Origin of the sequence: Rathayibacter sp. AY1C7 (genome assembly GCF_002931865.1) — a bacterium.
Lineage (GTDB): Bacteria > Actinomycetota > Actinomycetes > Actinomycetales > Microbacteriaceae > Rathayibacter.
Genome location: NZ_PSWB01000026.1, coordinates 16,674 through 32,304 on the forward strand (window position 1 = coordinate 16,674; position 15,631 = coordinate 32,304).

Consider the following 15,631-nt stretch of genomic DNA (forward strand, 5'->3'; position numbering starts at 1 on the left):
CCGCGGGAATCGCGGCTGGACGGATCGGCCGATCCATGAGAGGAGCGGCCGATCCGCGCGGCGGGCGTTCAGCCGCGGCGGCCGAGCATCCCCTCGAACGAGCCGTCGAGCGCCCACGGGTCGGGCGTGGAGCCCGAGCGGGAGGAGCGGGCGGCTTGATCGGCCAGCTCGCGTCCGGCGCGCTCGATGCGCGAGGGCAGCGCCCGTCCGTCCTCGGTCGCGCCGCCCCAGTCGTCCGTCGCCGCGAACACGGTGGTCGCGAGGGGCGCCGCGTGCAGGTAGGTGAAGAGCGGGCGCATCGCGTAGTCGACGGCCAGGGAGTGGCGGGGGGACCCGCCCGTGGCCGCCAGCAGCACGGGCAGACCGCGCAGCGCCTCGGTGTCGAGTACGTCGACGAACGACTTGAAGAGCCCGCTGTAGCTGGTGGTGAAGATCGGCGTCACGGCGATCAGGCCGTCGGCGCCGGCGACCGCGTCGAGCGCGGTCTGCAGTGCGGGGCTCGCGAAGCCGGTGAGGAGGTTGTTCGTGACGTCGTGCGCGAGGTCGCGCAGCTCCACGACGCTCCGCTCGACGGCGAAGCCCTGCTCGGTGAGGGAGGACTCGGCGGCGTCGGCCAGGCGGTCGGCGAGCAGCCGGGTCGAGGACGGCTGGCTGAGGCCGGCCGAGAGGACGGTGATCCTGCGGGTGTCCATGGAGAGCTCCTGACTAGACGGTGACGGGCTCGGCCGCGGGCTGCGCGTCGCGCGCGGCCACGAGGGAGGCGTGGGTGGGGGCGTCGGGCACGTGCGAGGGGCGGCCCTCGGCGAAGCCGGCGCGGAGGGCGGGGAGGATCTCGCCGAGCATGTCCATCTGCTCCAGGACGGTCTTCAGCGGGAGTCCCGCGTGGTCCATCAGGAAGAGCTGGCGCTGGTAGTCGCCGACGTACTCGCGGAAGCCGAGGGTGCGGTCGATGATCTGCTGCGGGGAGCCGACGGTGAGCGGGGTCTGCTCCGTGAAGTCCTCGAGCGAGGGGCCGTGGCCGTAGACGGGGGCGTTGTCGAAGTAGGGGCGGAACTGCGAGACCGCGTCCTGCGAGTTCTTCGCCAGGAAGATCTGCCCGCCGAGGCCGACGATCGCCTGGTCGGCGGTCCCGTGGCCGTAGTGCTCGAAGCGCTGGCGGTAGAGCTGCACCATCTTCTGGGTGTGCGAGGCGGGCCAGAAGATGTGGTTCGCGAAGAAGCCGTCGCCGTAGTAGGCGGCCTGCTCGGCGATCTGCGGGGAGCGGATCGATCCGTGCCACACGAACGGCGCGACACCGTCGAGGGGGCGCGGGGTCGACTGGAAGCCCTGGAGGGGGGTGCGGAACTGGCCCTCCCAGTCGACGAAGTCCTCGGTCCACAGGCGGTGCAGCAGGTCGTAGTTCTCGATCGTCAGCTCGATGCCGCGGCGGATGTCCTTGCCGAACCACGGGTAGACGGGGCCGGTGTTGCCGCGGCCGAGCATCAGGTCGACGCGGCCGCCGGCGAGGTGCTGGAGCATCGCGTAGTCCTCGGCGAGCTTCACGGGGTCGTTCGTGGTGATGAGGGCCATCGCGGTGGAGAGCGTGATCCTCTCGGTCTTCGCCGCGAGGTAGCCGAGCGTGGTGGTGGGGGAGGAGGACCAGAACGGCGGATTGTGGTGCTCGCCCAGGGCGAAGACGTCGAGGCCGATCTCCTCCGCCTTCAGCGCGATCGCGAGGGTCGCCTGGATCTTCTCGGACTCGGACGGGGTCCGTCCGGTCGTGGGGTCGGTCGTGATGTCGCTGACCGTGAAGATGCCGAACTGCATCAGGCGCTCCTTCTGTCCTCCGGCCCGGTGGGGCCTGGTCCATGCGTTTGCATGTACATCCTCATTCAACCACGTGCGGCCGGATCTATTCCCGTGGATCCCCGGGCCTCCGCCGGCCTGTCGGAGGACGGCGCCGGTGCCGTGCCCGGACGTCGCCGACCCGCCCCGCTCGCCCCGCGGCCGCCCGAAACATCCCCGCAATACGCCCCGCACTAGAGTCGTGCCATGGGTGACCTCTTCGACGGATACGGGTCCCAGAAGGTCGAGCGGCCCGACACGGGCGCCACCCCCTGGGACGAGATGTTCGCCGACGTGGCGTCGACTGGAGGCCCCGACGGGGTCCGCGGCGCCTACCGCGACATCTACTCCTCGCTCGCGCGGATGACCCAGGAGGAGCTGCGCGGCCGCACCGACGCGCTCGCCTCCTCCTACCTAGCGCAGGGCGTCACCTTCGACTTCGCGGGGGAGGAGCGGCCGTTCCCCCTCGACGCCGTCCCCCGGGTGATCGAGCGCGCCGAGTGGAACGAGGTGCAGACCGGCATCAAGCAGCGGGTCCGTGCTCTCGAGGCGTTCCTCGCCGACGTCTACGGCCCGCAGAACGCCGTGGCCGACGGCGTCATCCCCGCCGGGCTGATCTCGAGCTCCAGCCACTTCCACCGGCAGGCCGCGGGCATCGTCCCCGCGAACGGCGTGCGGATCCAGGTGTCCGGGATCGACCTGATCCGCGACGAGAAGGGCGGCTGGCGGGTCCTCGAGGACAACGTCCGCGTGCCCTCCGGCGTCTCCTACGTCATCTCGAACCGCCGGGTGATGGCGCAGACGCTGCCCGAGCTGTTCGTCTCGATGCGGGTGCGCCCGGTCGGCGACTACCCGAACAAGCTGCTGCAGGCCCTCCGCGCCTCCGCCCCCGAGGGCGTCGACGACCCGACCGTGGTCGTGCTCACCCCGGGCGTCTACAACTCCGCCTACTTCGAGCACACCCTCCTCGCCCGCCTCATGGGCGTCGAGCTGGTCGAGGGCCGCGACCTGTTCTGCACGGGCGGCAAGGTGTTCATGCGCACCACCTCCGGCCCGACCCGGGTCGACGTGATCTACCGCCGCGTGGACGACGAGTTCCTCGATCCGCTGCAGTTCCGCGCCGACTCGATGCTCGGCTCGCCCGGGCTGATGCTCGCGGCCCGGCTCGGGAACGTCACGATCGCCAACGCGGTCGGCAACGGCGTCGCCGACGACAAGCTCGTCTACACGTACTTGCCCGACCTCATCCGCTACTACCTCTCGGAGGAGCCGGTGATCAAGAACGTCGACACGTGGCGGCTCGAGGATCCGGGAGCGCTCGAGGAGGTGCTCGACCGCCTCGACGAGCTCGTCGTGAAGCCGGTCGACGGCTCCGGCGGCAAGGGCCTGGTCGTCGGGCCGGCCGCCTCGGCGAAGGAGCTCGCGGAGCTGCGCTCCCGCCTCCAGGCCGACCCGCGCGGCTGGATCGCGCAGCCGGTCGTGCAGCTCTCCACCATCCCCACCCTCGTCGACGACGGGATGCGCCCCCGGCACGCCGACCTGCGGCCCTTCGCCGTGAACGACGGCACCGACGTCTGGGTGCTGCCCGGCGGCCTGACCCGCGTCGCGCTCCCCGAGGGGCAGCTCGTCGTCAACTCGTCGCAGGGCGGCGGATCGAAGGACACCTGGGTGGTCGGCCTCGAGGAGGCGCGCAGCGCCGATCCCGAGGCGCGCGACATCCAGGCGCTCGTCGCCGAGCAGGCCGCGGTCACCAGCTCCATCCCGATCGTCTACCCGCTCAACCACACGCCCGACCACTCGCCGCAGGACGCGCCGAACACCGACCAGGACCAGCAGCAGCAGCAGACGCTCGCGGCGGGGGAGGACGACTGATGCTCTCCCGGATCGCCGAGTCGCTGTTCTGGATCGGCCGCTACATCGAGCGGTCCGATGGCACCGCCCGCATCCTCGACGTCCACCTCCAGCTCCTGCTCGAGGACCCGTGGATCGACGAGGACACGGCCTGCCGCTCGCTCCTGTCGGTGATGGGCTCGACCCCGCCCGACGATATGCGCGAGATCACCCGCGCCGACGTGCTGGCGATCCTCGCGATCGACCGCACGAACCCCGCCTCGATCGCCTATTCGCTCGGCGCGGCCCGCGAGAACGCCCGCCGGGCGCGCGAGATCGTCTCGACCGAGCTCTGGGAGTGCCTCAACACCACGCGCACCCGGATGCCGCGCCGCGTCTCGGGCGAGCGGGTGTCGGAGTTCTTCAGCTGGGTGCGCGAGCGCTCCGCCCTCGCCGTCGGCATCATCGAGTCGGCGACCTCGCGCGACGAGGCCTGGCAGTTCTTCACCCTCGGCCGCTCGATCGAGCGCGCCGACATGACCGCCCGCCTGCTCGCCACCCGCTCGCTGACCGAGGCGAGCGGCCCCTCCTGGACCACGATCCTCCGCTCCTGCGGCGCCTACGAGGCGTACCTGCGCACCTACCGGGGCGTGCCGAGCGCGCGGAACGCGGCCGAGTTCCTCCTCCTGGACCGGCTGTTCCCGCGCTCGATCCTCTTCTCGGTCTCGCGGGCGGAGGCGTGCATGCGCGACATCGAGCCGCGCACCGGCCGCATCGGCCACTCCGGCGACGCGCAGCGCGTCCTCGGGCGGATCCGCAGCGAGCTGGAGTTCCGGCCGATCACCGACATCCTCGAGGACCTGCCGCGGCACATGGACAGCGTGCAGGAGGCGACCTCGGCCGCGTCCGAGGCGATCCGCCAGCGGTACTTCCCCACCAACGTCATGCCGAGCTGGATCGGGGAGGCGCTGTGAGCAGGCTGCGCATCAGGCACACCACGGGCTTCACCTACGCGGGGGACGTGGTCGCGTCCTACAACGAGGCGCGGATGCTCCCCGCCTCCTCGGACGGGCAGCTGGTGCTGTTCTCGAACCTCGACATCCGGCCGGTGACCTCGGTCCACGCCTACACCGACTACTGGGGCACCCGCGTCTCGTCGTTCGACGTGCTCGACGCCCACCGCGAGCTCTCGCTGACGGCGACCTCGCTCGTCGAGATCCGGCCGAAGCAGCACCCCGACCACCCGACCGGGTGGGATCAGCTGTCCGAGCAGGTCGAGACGCGCACCGAGTACGTGGAGCAGTCGAAGCAGACCCACCGCACCGCGCCGCCGGAGGACCTCGCGGCGATGGCGCGGTCGCTCGCGGACGAGGCGGCCGGCCCGTGCGAGGCCGCGCTCACGATCGCCGAGACGATCGGCCGGGCGATGACCTACCGGCAGGGCGTCACCGGCGTGCACTCCACCGCGACGGAGTCGTGGACCGCGCGCGAGGGCGTCTGCCAGGACATCACGCACATCGTCCTCGGGGCGCTGCGCTCGGTGGGCATCCCGGCGCGCTACGTCTCGGGCTACCTGCACCCCAAGCCGCACGCCGAGATCGGCGAGACCGTGGTGGGGGAGTCCCACGCGTGGGTCGAGTGGTTCTGCGGAGGAGCCTGGCGCGGCTACGACCCGACGAACCTGATCGACATCGGCGACCGCCACGTCATCGTCGGCCGCGGCCGCGACTACAACGACATCGCGCCGCTGCGCGGGGTGTTCGCCGGGCCCCGCTCGTCGAAGCTCTTCGTCCGCGTCGAGATCACCCGCGAGGCCTGAGGGCGGGCGGCGGTCGCGCCCCGCGTCGGGGGAGACCCGTCGAGTGGGCGGTCCGCGGATCCGCCCGGCGTGCGGACCGGCCGACGGAGCCTAGGCGCGCGGGCGCAGCAGGGGGACTCCGCCGGTGGCGGGCAGAGCCTCCGGCCCGGGGGCCGCGAGCCGGGCGGCGCGGCGCAGGCGGAGGTGGAAGGCGAGTCCGATGGCGGCCGCCGCGATCCCGGAGGCGGCACCGACCAGCATCGCCTGGCGCGGACCGTAGGCGTTCGCGACCCAGCCGATCAGCGGTGCGCCGATCGGGGTGCCGCCGACGAAGATGGCCATGTACAGCGCCATGACCCGGCCCCGCATCTCGGGGGCGGTCGAGAGCTGCACGTAGCCGTTGGCCGAGGTCATCAGCGTCTGCGCCGCGATGCCGACGAAGGGGAGCAGGATCGCGAACGCCCAGACCGTCGGCATGACGCCGGCCAGCGCGAGCGCGACGCCGAACGCGGCGGAGGCGCCGACGATGAGCCGGAGCCTCGGGCGATCGCGGCGAGCCGAGAGGAGCGCCCCCAGCACCGAGCCGACGGCGATCGCGGAGGAGAGGAGGCCGAACTCGCTCGCCCGCATGTCGAACTCGACCGTCGCCATCGTCGAGGCGAAGATCGGGAAGTTCAGGCCGAAGGTGCCGATCAGGAACACGATCGCGAGCACCACGAGGATGTCCGGCCGCTTCGAGACGTAGCGGAACCCCTCCAGCAGCGCACCCGGGCCGCGGGTGGTTCGCGGGGCGCTGCGGAGCTGGTCGCGGTGCAGCGCGCGCAGCGAGAGCAGGACGGCGAGGAAGCTCGCGGCGTTGAGGAGGAAGACCCAGCCGGAGCCGACCGCGGCGATGAGCACGCCCGCGAGGGCCGGTCCGATCATCCGCGCCGAGTTGAAGGAGGCCGAGTTCAGCGAGACGGCGTTGGTGAGGTCGCGCTCCTCGACCAGCGCCGAGACGAACGTCTGGCGCACGGGCGCGTCGATCGCCGCGGCGAAGCCGAGCAGCAGGGCGAAGAGGTAGACCATCCAGAGCTGGACGACCCCGGTCACGACGATGAGTCCCAGGCCGAGCCCGAGCGCGCCCATCGCGCCCTGGGTGGCCATCAGGAGCTTCCGCCGGTCGAAGCGGTCGGCGATGAAGCCGGAGAAGGGGACCATCACGAGCTGCGGTCCGAACTGCAGTGCCATGGTCACGCCGAGCGCCGTCGCGTCGTGGTCGGTCAGGTCGTTGATCACGATCCAGTCCTGGGCCGTCCGCTGCATCCAGGTGCCGACGTTCGAGACCATCGCGCCCGCGAACCAGATGCGGTAGTTCGGCACGGCGAGGGAGCGGAACATCGCGCTCATCGGTCGGCCACCGCGCGCAGGACCGCCGCCGCGTCGTGGAGCAGGCGCAGGTCCTCGGGAGGGAGCTCCTCGAGGCGCGCCACGAGCCACGCGTCGCGGCTGCGGCGCACGTCGAGCACCAGTGCGGTGCCGGCCCCGGTGGGGCGGATGCGGGTGACGCGGCCGTCGGCGGGGTCGGCGAGGCGCTCCGCGAGTCCTTCGTCGACCAGGCAGCCGACCGTGCGGGTCATCGAGGGCGGGCGGACCCGCTCCGCCTCGGCCAGCTCGCCGAGGGTCTTGGCGCCCTCGCGGTGCAGGAGTGCGAGCACGCTGAACTGCGGATCGCTGAGCTCGTGCTGGGCCTTCTCCTGCCGGAGCCGCCGTCCGAGCCGGCCGACCGCTGCCCGCACCTCGCCCGCGAGGGAGGTCAGCGGGAGATCGGTCTGCAGGGTCTCGGTCGATGGCACATAGTTAGCCTAACAAAAGAACTGCCGCTCAGGCGGAGGTCCGCGCGGTCCGCACCGCTCCGATGCTCGCGGCGACCACGAGCGCGATCCCGACGGCCTCGACGGCGCTGAGGCGCTGACCGAGCACGAGGAAGCCCGAGAGCGCGGCCGCCCCGGGGGAGAGCGACATCAGGATCGAGAATGTGGAGGAGCGCAGGCGCCGCAGCGCCAGCAGCTCCAGCGCATAGGGCACCGCGGAGGAGAGCACCGCGACGGCGAGCCCGAGGAGCAGCACCGGCGGCACCACCAGGGCGGGTCCGGCGGAGGCGATGCCGAACGGCAGCGACACGATCGCGCCGGCCGCCAGCGCCAGCGCGAGCCCGTCGATCCCCTGGAACCGCCCGCCGGTGCGGCCGGCGAAGACGATGTACGCGGCCCAGAGCACAGCGGCCCCCAGCGCGAAGCCGACGCCGACCGGGTCCAGCGCCGAGAACCCGCCCTGCGACAGGGTCACCACTCCGGCCAGCGCGAGCACCGCCCAGACCAGGCTCAGCACGCTCCTCCCGGCGATCACCGAGAGCGTCAGCGGCCCGAGCACCTCGAGGGTGACGGCGGCGCCCTGCGGGATCCGGGCGATGGCCTCGTAGTAGCAGGCGTTCATCCCGCCGAGGGCGAGACCGTAGGCGGCGACGGTGGCCCAGTCGCTCCGGCTGTGGCCGCGCAGCCGCGGACGGCAGACCAGGAGCAGAACGACGGCCGAGAACACCAGCCGGAGCGTGACGGTGCCGATCGGCCCCGCGGCGGGGAAGAGCAGCACGGCGAAGGAGGCGCCCAGCTGCACGCTCGCGACCGACCCGAGCACCAGGCCGATCGAGCCCGCGCTCGCCGGGCGCCGCTCCGGAGCGGCCGCTGCGCTCAGCTGGAGCGCCGCTGCGTCTGGACGGGCGGGACGTTGTAGCCGAGCAGGCCGACGCCGGTCGCGTCCCAGCGCAGTGTGGTCAGCGAGACGTTGTCGACCACCGGGAAGGTGTGCCGGTAGGTCTCGGGGTTGATGCCGAGGTAGGCGCACAGCAGGAGGCGGATGAGCGTGCCGTGCGCGACGACGAGCACGCGGCCGTCGGGGTGCTCGCGGTGGATGCGGGCGAGCGAGGTGTTCGCGCGGGCGACGGCGTCGAGGCCGGACTCGCCGCCGGGCATCGGCTGGATGGCCGGAGCGGCGACCCACGCGTGGTACTCGTCCGGGAAGCGCTTCTCCATCTCGTCGGTGGTCAGCCCCTCGCCGCGGCCGAAGTCGACCTCGACCAGCGCCGGGTCGGGCTGCAGCTCGAGGTGGGCCGCCCGCGCGGCGGGCACGGCGGTGCGCACGGCCCGGACCAGGGTGGAGGAGTACACCGCCTCGAGGTCGGCGTCGACGGCCCAGGCGGCCAGAGTCGCCGCCTGGTCCTGGCCCCGGGGGGTCAGCGCGATGTCGGAGGAGCCCGCGAAGCGGTTCTCGGAGTGCCAGACAGTCTCTCCGTGCCGGGCGAGGATCAGGGTCGTCACCCCCTGAGCCTACCGACCGTGCGGGCCAGTGGGCCCCGCGCTCAGGCGGCGGGGACGCCGTAGTGCGCGTCGACCATCACCGGGAGGTGGTCCGAGACGCCCTGGGGCAGCGTGGAGACCCGCTCGATCCGCACGGAGTCGCTGATCGCGAAGTCGAAGTGGCCGCTGAAGTAGCGGTAGCGCGCGTAGGTGGGGGAGTCGCTCCGCGAGACCAGGTAGCCGTTCCGGGTCATCCGGCGGTCGAGTCCGCGGAAGAACCACGGGTAGTTGTAGTCGCCGACCATCAGGGAGGGGGTGTCCGGCGCGTACTCGCGCAGCCGGTTCAGCGCCTCGTCGATCTGCTTGCGGCGCAGGGCGTTGCCTGCCGACAGCGGAGCGGCGTGGAAGGAGGAGACCGCGATCGATCCGCCGTCGCGGTCGTCGAGGCGGACGGCCAGCAGGCGCTCGTGAGCGGGGGACATCACGCGGTCGTGCATGGACTTGCTGAGCTCGAACGCGGCGCTGCCGGAGAGCTCGAAGCGGTCCTGCGAGTAGTAGACGGCCAGGCCCAGGCGGTTGCGGGCCGTGACGGACGCGAGCCGGAGCGAGCCCACCTCCTGCGGCAGCTTCGTGGTGTCGCACTCCTGCAGGCACAGGACGTCGATGTCGTGGCGGGCGGCGAGGGGGGCGATCTCGGCGTGCGCTCGGTGCTCCCGGAGGTTGTAGGAGATCACGCGGAGGGCGCGTTCGGTCGGCTGCATTTCGCCAGTGTAGGGCGCGGCGCCCGAGCGCCGGCCGACCCTCCGGCGAACACGGAGGGACCTCCTCGGAACGCGGTCGGAACGTTCGCCGACCGGCCGGGGAGGTCCCTCGCGGAGCCGTGTCAGTGCTGCTCGGTGCCCGAGGCGTCGGTCTCGGCGTCGGTGCCGTGGACGCCGTCGGTGGGGCCCCAGTCGGGCAGCGGGGGGTTCTGCTCCTCGCCGTCGGCGCCGACGCCGTCGGCCAGGGGGGAGGCCGCGCCGCCGACCTCGTCGAGGCCCGCGGAGGTGCCGGTCTCGGTGGCGGGGTCGGGCGTGCGGGCGCCGTCGGTCGTGTCGGTGCCGTCGGTCGTGTCGGCGGGGGTGGGCTCGATGTCGTAGTCGGAGCTGCTCATGCCCCGACGCTACGACTCCGCCGCCCGCGGGGGCACCCCCTTGCGCTCCCGCGAACGACGGAGGCCCCCCGCACCGGGAAGGTGCGAGGGGCCTCCGAAGGGGGAGTGCTCAGCGTCCGTAGGCGGAGGCGGCGGGGCAGTCGAACGGGTCGCCGCCGGCCGACAGGCCGACCTTGTTGAGGTAGCGGACGACGATCGCGTACGACTCCATCAACGAGGTCTCGGTGTAGGGGATCTGGTGGGTGGTGCAGTACTCCTTGGCGATGACCTGCGCGCGGCGCAGCGCCGGGCGGGGCATGTTCGGGAAGAGGTGGTGCTCCACCTGGTAGTTGAGTCCGCCCATGTAGAGGTCGGTGAACCAGGTGCTGCGGATGCTGCGCGAGGTGAGGACCTGGCGGCGGAGGAAGTCGACGCGCGCCTCCTTCGGCAGCAGCGGCATGCCCTTGTGGTTCGGCGCGAACGAGGCGCCCATGTACAGGCCGAAGACGCCCAGCTGCACGCCGACGAAGGCGAACGCCATGCCGAGGGGGAGGGCCCAGAAGACGACGGCGAGGTAGAGGCCGACGCGGGTGACGAGCATGGTGATCTCGACCCAGCGCTTGTCGACCTTGCCCTTGCCGAACACGGTGCGGAAGCCGTGCAGGTGCAGGTTGAGGCCCTCGAGCAGCAGGAGCGGGAAGAACGCGTAGCCCTGGCGGCGGGTGAGCCAGGCGTAGAGGCCGCGCGAGCGGGCCGCGTCCTCGGCGGTGAAGGAGACGACGTCGCGCTCGATGTCCGGGTCCTTGCCCAGCACGTTCGGGTTCGCGTGGTGGCGGCTGTGCTTGGTCATCCACCAGGAGTAGCTGATGCCGACGAAGAGGTTCGCGAGGGTGCGGCCGGCGACGTCGTTGGCCTTGCCGGACTCGAACACCTGGCGGTGCGAGGCCTCATGGGCGAGGAAGGCGAACTGCGTCAGCACGATGCCGAGGGCGGCGGCGAGCAGGAGCTGGAACCAGGAGTCGCCCAGCAGGACGAAGCCGGTGACGATGCCGCCGAGCGCGAGGACCAGCGCGCCGAACATCGTGTAGTAGAAGCCGGTGCGGCGGCGGAGGAGCCCCGCGTCGCGGACCGTGCTGAGGAGACCGGAGTACTCGGTCGTCGGGTTGACGCGGCCGTCGGCGCGCGGACGGGTGCGGACGACGCGGGGGGCGCCTCCGGTGACGGACGTGGTGGTGGGGGTGCTCATCGGCGCCTCGCTCTTCGTGGTGACCGTCGGCGTCGACGGTCTCTCGGTGAGCGATCCCGACGGGGGCGGTCCGCTCATGGTTCACCGCGTCGGTAGGGGCCGGACGCGGCATCAGGGCGACCGGGGTCAAGGGCAACCTGGTGTGAACACTACGGGGACGGCGGCGGCACCGCACCATGGCGATTGCCAGCCTTCGCCCCGCGCGTGTCGGGAAGGGTGGGTTGCGCCTCCGGCGGGACCGCCGCCGGAGGCGCACGGGCTCAGGAGCCGATCGAGTCCTGCGGGCGGCCGGACTTGAGCGCGGCGAGGCGCGCCTCCACCTCGGTCATCTCGCCGAGGTCCTCGAGCGACTCGAACTGCGCGTCCAGGCTCGAGGAGGCGAGCTCCTCCGCGCCGCGGACGCGCGCCTCCTCGCGGCGGATCTTCTGCTCGAAGCGGCTCACCTCGCTCGTCGGGTCCATCAGGTCGATGCTCTTCACGGCGTCCTGGACCTGGCTCTGCGCCTCGACGGTCTTCGAGCGCGCGATCAGCTCGTCGCGCTTGCTCGAGAGCTGCTGCAGCTTCTCGCGCATCTGGTTCAGGCCCGACTTGAGCTTGTCGACGACCTCGGTCTGCGAGGCGATGGTCGGCTCGGCGTCCTTCGCCTCCTTCTCGGACTGGATCTGGCGCTGCAGAGCGACCTTGGCCAGCGCGTCGAACTTGTCGGCGTCGCCGGCGCTCCCGCCGGTGCGCAGCTCGTCGGCCTTGCGGCTCGCGGCGAGGGCCTTGCCGCCCCACTCCTGGGCGTTCTGCACGTCCTCGCGGTAGTCGTCCTCGAGCAGGCGCAGGTTGCCGATCGTGGTGGCGATCGCCGCCTCGGCGTCGCGGATGCTGTCGGTGTAGTCGCGGACCATCTGGTCGAGCATCTTCTGCGGGTCCTCGGCCTGGTCGAGGAGTGCGTTGATGTTGGCCTTCGCGAGCTGCGCGATGCGGCCGAAGATCGACTGTCTCTGAGCCATGGGTGTCTCTCCTTGCGTCGTGGGTGGTGCCGGATGTCGGAGGTGGTGCCGGAGTCGTGGGGGAGGTGGTGGTCGTCGGTCGTGCGCGGATGCCCGGGGGCGCTCAGAAGCGCCCGCCGCCTCCACGGCGTCCGCCTCCGCCGCTGCTGCGCCCGCCGCCGAAGCCGCCGCCGCCGGAGCGCCGGGACGAGCCGCCGCCGCCGAAGCCGCCACTGAACCCGCCTCCGCCGAAGCCGCCCGAGCGGTAGCCGCTGCGGCGTCCGCCTCCCAGGAGCGACTCGACCAGGATCCCGCCGAGGAACGCGCCGGTCGTGTCGCCTCCGTAGGGGCTGCCGACGGCGTTCGGGGCGGAGTAGGAGCCGGCGTCGGCCCGCGCCCGCTCGAGCGCCTGCTGGGCGAGCTGCGAAGCGCGCTGGGCGGAGGCGAGAGCCTCGCGGGGGTCGGTGGCGGCGATGCGCTCGGCGTACTCGGCCGAGCGGGCGGCCTCGGCGACGCGGGTGCGCGCCTCCGAGCCGACCGCGCCGCGGCGGGCCGCGATGAAGTCCTCGGCGGCGGAGACGCGGCTGCGGGCGGAGGTGAGCTCGGCGCCGAGGGCGGCCCGCTCGCGCTCGCGCTGGGCCTGCGCGTCGCGGAACCCGCCGACGGCGGCATCGATCGTGGCGTCGGCGGCGGTGAGCGCCTCGAGCAGGGCGAGCGGGTCGTTCGGCCGCACGGAGGCGGCGCGCTCGACGTCGTCGAGGGCGGCCTCGGTCGAGGCGACCGCCGCGGCGACGTTCTGCGCCTGGGCAGCGGACTCCGCGTCCTGGGAGGCGGCGAGCGCTCGTCCCTGCGCCACGTCGGCGCGGATCTCGGCGATGCGGCCGGCGAGCGACGCCTCCGCCTTCTGCAGCTCGTCACCCCTCGTCGCCACCGCGTCGACGAGTCCGGAGGCCTGCTCGGCGGCCTGCTGCCCGGCGCGCAGCAGCACGGCGGCGCGGCCGGAGTCGCCGGCCTGTATCGCCTGCTGGGCGCCGGCGAGCTGGTCGCGGGTGAAGCGGAGGCGGTCCTCGGCCTGGTCGGCGTCGTCGCCCACGTCGTCGATCGCGGTCGGCGCGTAGCGGGAGGCGAGCTCGGCGAGGCGGGCGCGGGCCGAGGGGAGGCGGTCGCCGACCTCGGCGGCGCGGACCGTGAGCGCGGCGGCGACCTGCGGCGCGTTCTTCTCGAGGTCGCGCAGCTCCTCGAACGCACTCGCGCGCTCGTCGAGCGTCTGCTCGGCGTCGGCGCAGAGCTGGAGGATGCTCTGGTAGCCGTCGCGGCGCTCCTGATCGGTCTCCGGCTCGGCGTCGTCGAGACGCTGCTGCAGGCTGAAGGCCTCGCCGAGCAGGCGCTTCGCGGTGACGAGCGCCTCGCGGAACGCGCCGGTCGCGTCGGCGCCGAACTGCGCCTCCGCGAAGCCGACCTCCTGCTCGCTGGTGCGGACGGCGTCGTCGGCGTGGACGAGGGCCGACCCGGCACGGGTGGCGAGCTCGTCGATCGAGGCCTCCACCGCCTCCTGGGCGCGGCGCTTCCGCGCGCGGCGGACGAGCAGCAGCACCACGAGGCCGATGACGACGAGGGCCGCGAGCACGCCGAGCGCGATCAGCAGCCCCGAGCCGAGGGACTCGCCGGCGCTGGGCGCGTCGAGGCGCTGCCCGATCCCGTCGGCGGCGGCCACCGCGGCTCCGGCCCAGTCGCCGTCGGCGAGCCTCGGCTCGATGTCGTCGGACTGGAGCGAGGAGACCTGCGCGTCGTCGAGGGCGAAGCCCTGCGCGACCGACACCTGGTACTGACGGGCGTCGACCGCGACGGCCAGGAGGACGTCGTCGGTGCCCAGTCCGTTGCGGGTCGCGGTCTCGTCCGCCCACGCGGCGCGGTCGGACGGATCCGTGAAGGAGTCGACGAAGGCGACGAACAGCTGCACGCGGTGCTGGTCGTAGAGGGCCCGCGAGGCCTGCTCGATCTCGGCGGTCTCTCCGGAGCTCAGCACCCCGACCGAGTCGAGGACGGTGGAGGAGGAGAAGGAGACGGGCGATTCGGCCGTCGCCGCGGTCGCGGGGACCAGCGCGAGGACCGCGGCGATCAGGAGGGCCCCGAGCGCCGGCAGCAGCCGGGAGCTCACGGGGTGGTGGGGTCTCGCCGGCATCGCGCACACTCCTTCGTCGTCGCCTCCCGAGTGTAGACAGCCCGGGTGTCCGAGCAGGAGTCGGGAGGCGGCAGGCCGTCGACCGCGTGCCCGGGGCGCGGGGGATGGGAGAACGCCGGGAGGAGGAATGACCGTGCTCCGCTCGCGGTTGTCGCCCGGAGTGCGCCGCAGGTGCACGTGCCTCCCCCCTCAGGGCAGCCCCTGAGACAGCTCCGTAGAAAGGCGATCCCGTGGATCCGTTCTCCCCCCTCACCGCCGGCGACCTCGACCTCCCCAACCGCATCGTCCTGGCACCGATGACGCGACTGCGCTCCGACGAGCAGGGCGTGCCCGGCGCGATCGTCGCCGAGTACTACGCCCAGCGCGCGAGCATGGGCCTGCTGATCAGCGAGGGCGTCTTCCCCAGCGCCGAGTCCAAGGGCTACGCCGGGCAGCCCGGCATCGAGACCGACGCGCAGGCCGCGGGCTGGCGCGCCGTCGCCGACGCCGTGCACGCCGCGGGCGGACGCATCGTCATGCAGCTGATGAACGCGGGCCGCGTCTCGCACACCGAGATCACCGGCACCGACCGCATCGTCGCCCCGAGCGCCGTCGCCATCGACGGAGAGGTGCACACCCCCTCCGGCAAGAAGCCCTTCCCGGTGCCGCACGCGCTGACCACCGAGGAGCTGGCGACCGTCCGCGACGAGTTCGTCGCCGCCGCCCGCCGCGCGATCGACGCCGGCTTCGACGGAGTCGAGGTGCACGGCGCCAACGGCTACCTGCTGCACGAGTTCCTCTCGCCCGTCTCCAACGTGCGCACCGACCAGTACGGCGGGACCCCGGCCGAGCGCGCCGCGTTCCCGCTCGAGGTCACCCGCGCGATCGTCGACGAGGTCGGAGCGGGCCGCGTCGGCATCCGCCTCTCGCCGGCCCACAACATCCAGGACGTCGTCGAGACCGACGGCGACGACGTGCGCGCCACCTACGAGGCCGTCGTCGACGGGCTCGCCCCGCTCGGCCTGGCCTACCTCAGCGTCCTGCACGCCGAGCCCGCCGGCGAGCTGGTCCAGGACCTCCGCTCGCGCTTCGACGGCGTCTTCATCGCCAACAGCGGCTTCGGCTCGCCGACCAGCCGCGAGGAGGCGACCGAGCTGATCAGCGAGGGCCACGCCGACGCCGTGGCCGTCGGCCGCCCGGCGATCGCCAACCCCGACCTGGTCGAGCGCTGGCAGGGCGGGCACCCCGAGAACGAGGTCGTCCAGGAGACGGTCTACGGCGGAGGAGCCGAGGGCTACACCGACTACGAGCCCCTCTCGGCGTAGTCG

15 protein-coding genes are annotated in these 15,631 nt (G+C 72.8%); 4 read left to right on the top strand and 11 right to left on the bottom strand.

The window, feature by feature from the left end; translation table 11 throughout:
* Positions 1–68: 68 nt before the first annotated feature.
* Complete coding sequence (locus C5C69_RS13440) at positions 69–692, bottom strand: FMN reductase (protein ID WP_104249848.1); 624 nt, start codon at positions 690–692, stop codon at positions 69–71.
* 13 nt (positions 693–705) lie between these two features.
* Positions 706–1,806, bottom strand: a complete 1,101-nt coding sequence (locus tag C5C69_RS13445; RefSeq protein WP_104223849.1) for an LLM class flavin-dependent oxidoreductase — start codon at positions 1,804–1,806, stop codon at positions 706–708.
* 225 nt (positions 1,807–2,031) lie between these two features.
* On the opposite strand from C5C69_RS13445, the gene C5C69_RS13450 reads away from it, so the two are divergent.
* The 3 genes from C5C69_RS13450 to C5C69_RS13460 are packed head-to-tail and all read left to right on the top strand — an operon-like array spanning position 2,032 to position 5,473.
* A complete protein-coding gene (locus tag C5C69_RS13450; RefSeq protein ID WP_104258103.1) occupies positions 2,032–3,696 on the top strand; it encodes a circularly permuted type 2 ATP-grasp protein in 1,665 nt (554 codons plus the stop codon).
* Positions 3,696–4,628 (top strand): alpha-E domain-containing protein, encoded by a 933-nt coding sequence (locus C5C69_RS13455; RefSeq protein ID WP_104223851.1) that lies wholly within the window; start codon positions 3,696–3,698, stop codon positions 4,626–4,628. The genes C5C69_RS13450 and C5C69_RS13455 overlap by 1 nt, the downstream gene beginning before the upstream one ends.
* Positions 4,625–5,473, top strand: coding sequence for a transglutaminase family protein (locus tag C5C69_RS13460; RefSeq protein ID WP_104223852.1), 849 nt, complete (start codon positions 4,625–4,627; stop codon positions 5,471–5,473). Before C5C69_RS13455 ends, C5C69_RS13460 begins: the two co-directional genes overlap by 4 nt.
* A 90-nt stretch (positions 5,474–5,563) precedes the next feature.
* On the opposite strand, the gene C5C69_RS13465 is transcribed toward C5C69_RS13460, so the two are convergent.
* The 9 genes from C5C69_RS13465 to C5C69_RS13505 form a co-directional block, all read right to left on the bottom strand.
* Positions 5,564–6,841, bottom strand: a complete 1,278-nt coding sequence (locus C5C69_RS13465) for an MFS transporter (protein ID WP_104258104.1) — start codon at positions 6,839–6,841, stop codon at positions 5,564–5,566.
* Positions 6,838–7,287 (bottom strand): MarR family winged helix-turn-helix transcriptional regulator, encoded by a 450-nt coding sequence (locus tag C5C69_RS13470; protein ID WP_258063346.1) that lies wholly within the window; start codon positions 7,285–7,287, stop codon positions 6,838–6,840. Before C5C69_RS13470 ends, C5C69_RS13465 begins: the two co-directional genes overlap by 4 nt.
* 28 nt (positions 7,288–7,315) lie before the next feature.
* Positions 7,316–8,128, bottom strand: coding sequence for a DMT family transporter (locus C5C69_RS13475; protein WP_244230592.1), 813 nt, complete (start codon positions 8,126–8,128; stop codon positions 7,316–7,318).
* 53 nt (positions 8,129–8,181) lie between these two features.
* The gene (locus tag C5C69_RS13480; RefSeq protein ID WP_104223854.1) at positions 8,182–8,808 is read right to left on the bottom strand and encodes a histidine phosphatase family protein; all 627 of its coding nucleotides are present in this window, start codon (positions 8,806–8,808) and stop codon (positions 8,182–8,184) included.
* A gap of 41 nt (positions 8,809–8,849) precedes the next feature.
* Positions 8,850–9,548, bottom strand: a complete 699-nt coding sequence (locus C5C69_RS13485) for an endonuclease/exonuclease/phosphatase family protein (RefSeq protein WP_104223855.1) — start codon at positions 9,546–9,548, stop codon at positions 8,850–8,852.
* 122 nt (positions 9,549–9,670) lie between these two features.
* Positions 9,671–9,940 (bottom strand): hypothetical protein, encoded by a 270-nt coding sequence (locus C5C69_RS13490; protein WP_104258105.1) that lies wholly within the window; start codon positions 9,938–9,940, stop codon positions 9,671–9,673.
* 109 nt (positions 9,941–10,049) lie between these two features.
* Positions 10,050–11,165, bottom strand: a complete 1,116-nt coding sequence (locus C5C69_RS13495; RefSeq protein WP_104226226.1) for an acyl-CoA desaturase — start codon at positions 11,163–11,165, stop codon at positions 10,050–10,052.
* A gap of 260 nt (positions 11,166–11,425) precedes the next feature.
* Positions 11,426–12,163 carry a PspA/IM30 family protein gene (locus tag C5C69_RS13500; protein WP_104223858.1) on the bottom strand — a complete coding sequence of 246 codons (738 nt, stop codon included), beginning with the start codon at positions 12,161–12,163 and terminating at the stop codon, positions 11,426–11,428.
* Between the two features lie 103 nt (positions 12,164–12,266).
* Positions 12,267–14,324 (bottom strand): TPM domain-containing protein, encoded by a 2,058-nt coding sequence (locus C5C69_RS13505; RefSeq protein ID WP_104258106.1) that lies wholly within the window; start codon positions 14,322–14,324, stop codon positions 12,267–12,269.
* A 230-nt stretch (positions 14,325–14,554) separates the two neighbouring features.
* Here C5C69_RS13505 and C5C69_RS13510 point away from each other — a divergent pair, with 230 nt between their 5' ends.
* The gene (locus tag C5C69_RS13510; protein ID WP_104223860.1) at positions 14,555–15,628 is read left to right on the top strand and encodes an alkene reductase; all 1,074 of its coding nucleotides are present in this window, start codon (positions 14,555–14,557) and stop codon (positions 15,626–15,628) included.
* Positions 15,629–15,631 lie beyond the last annotated feature (3 nt).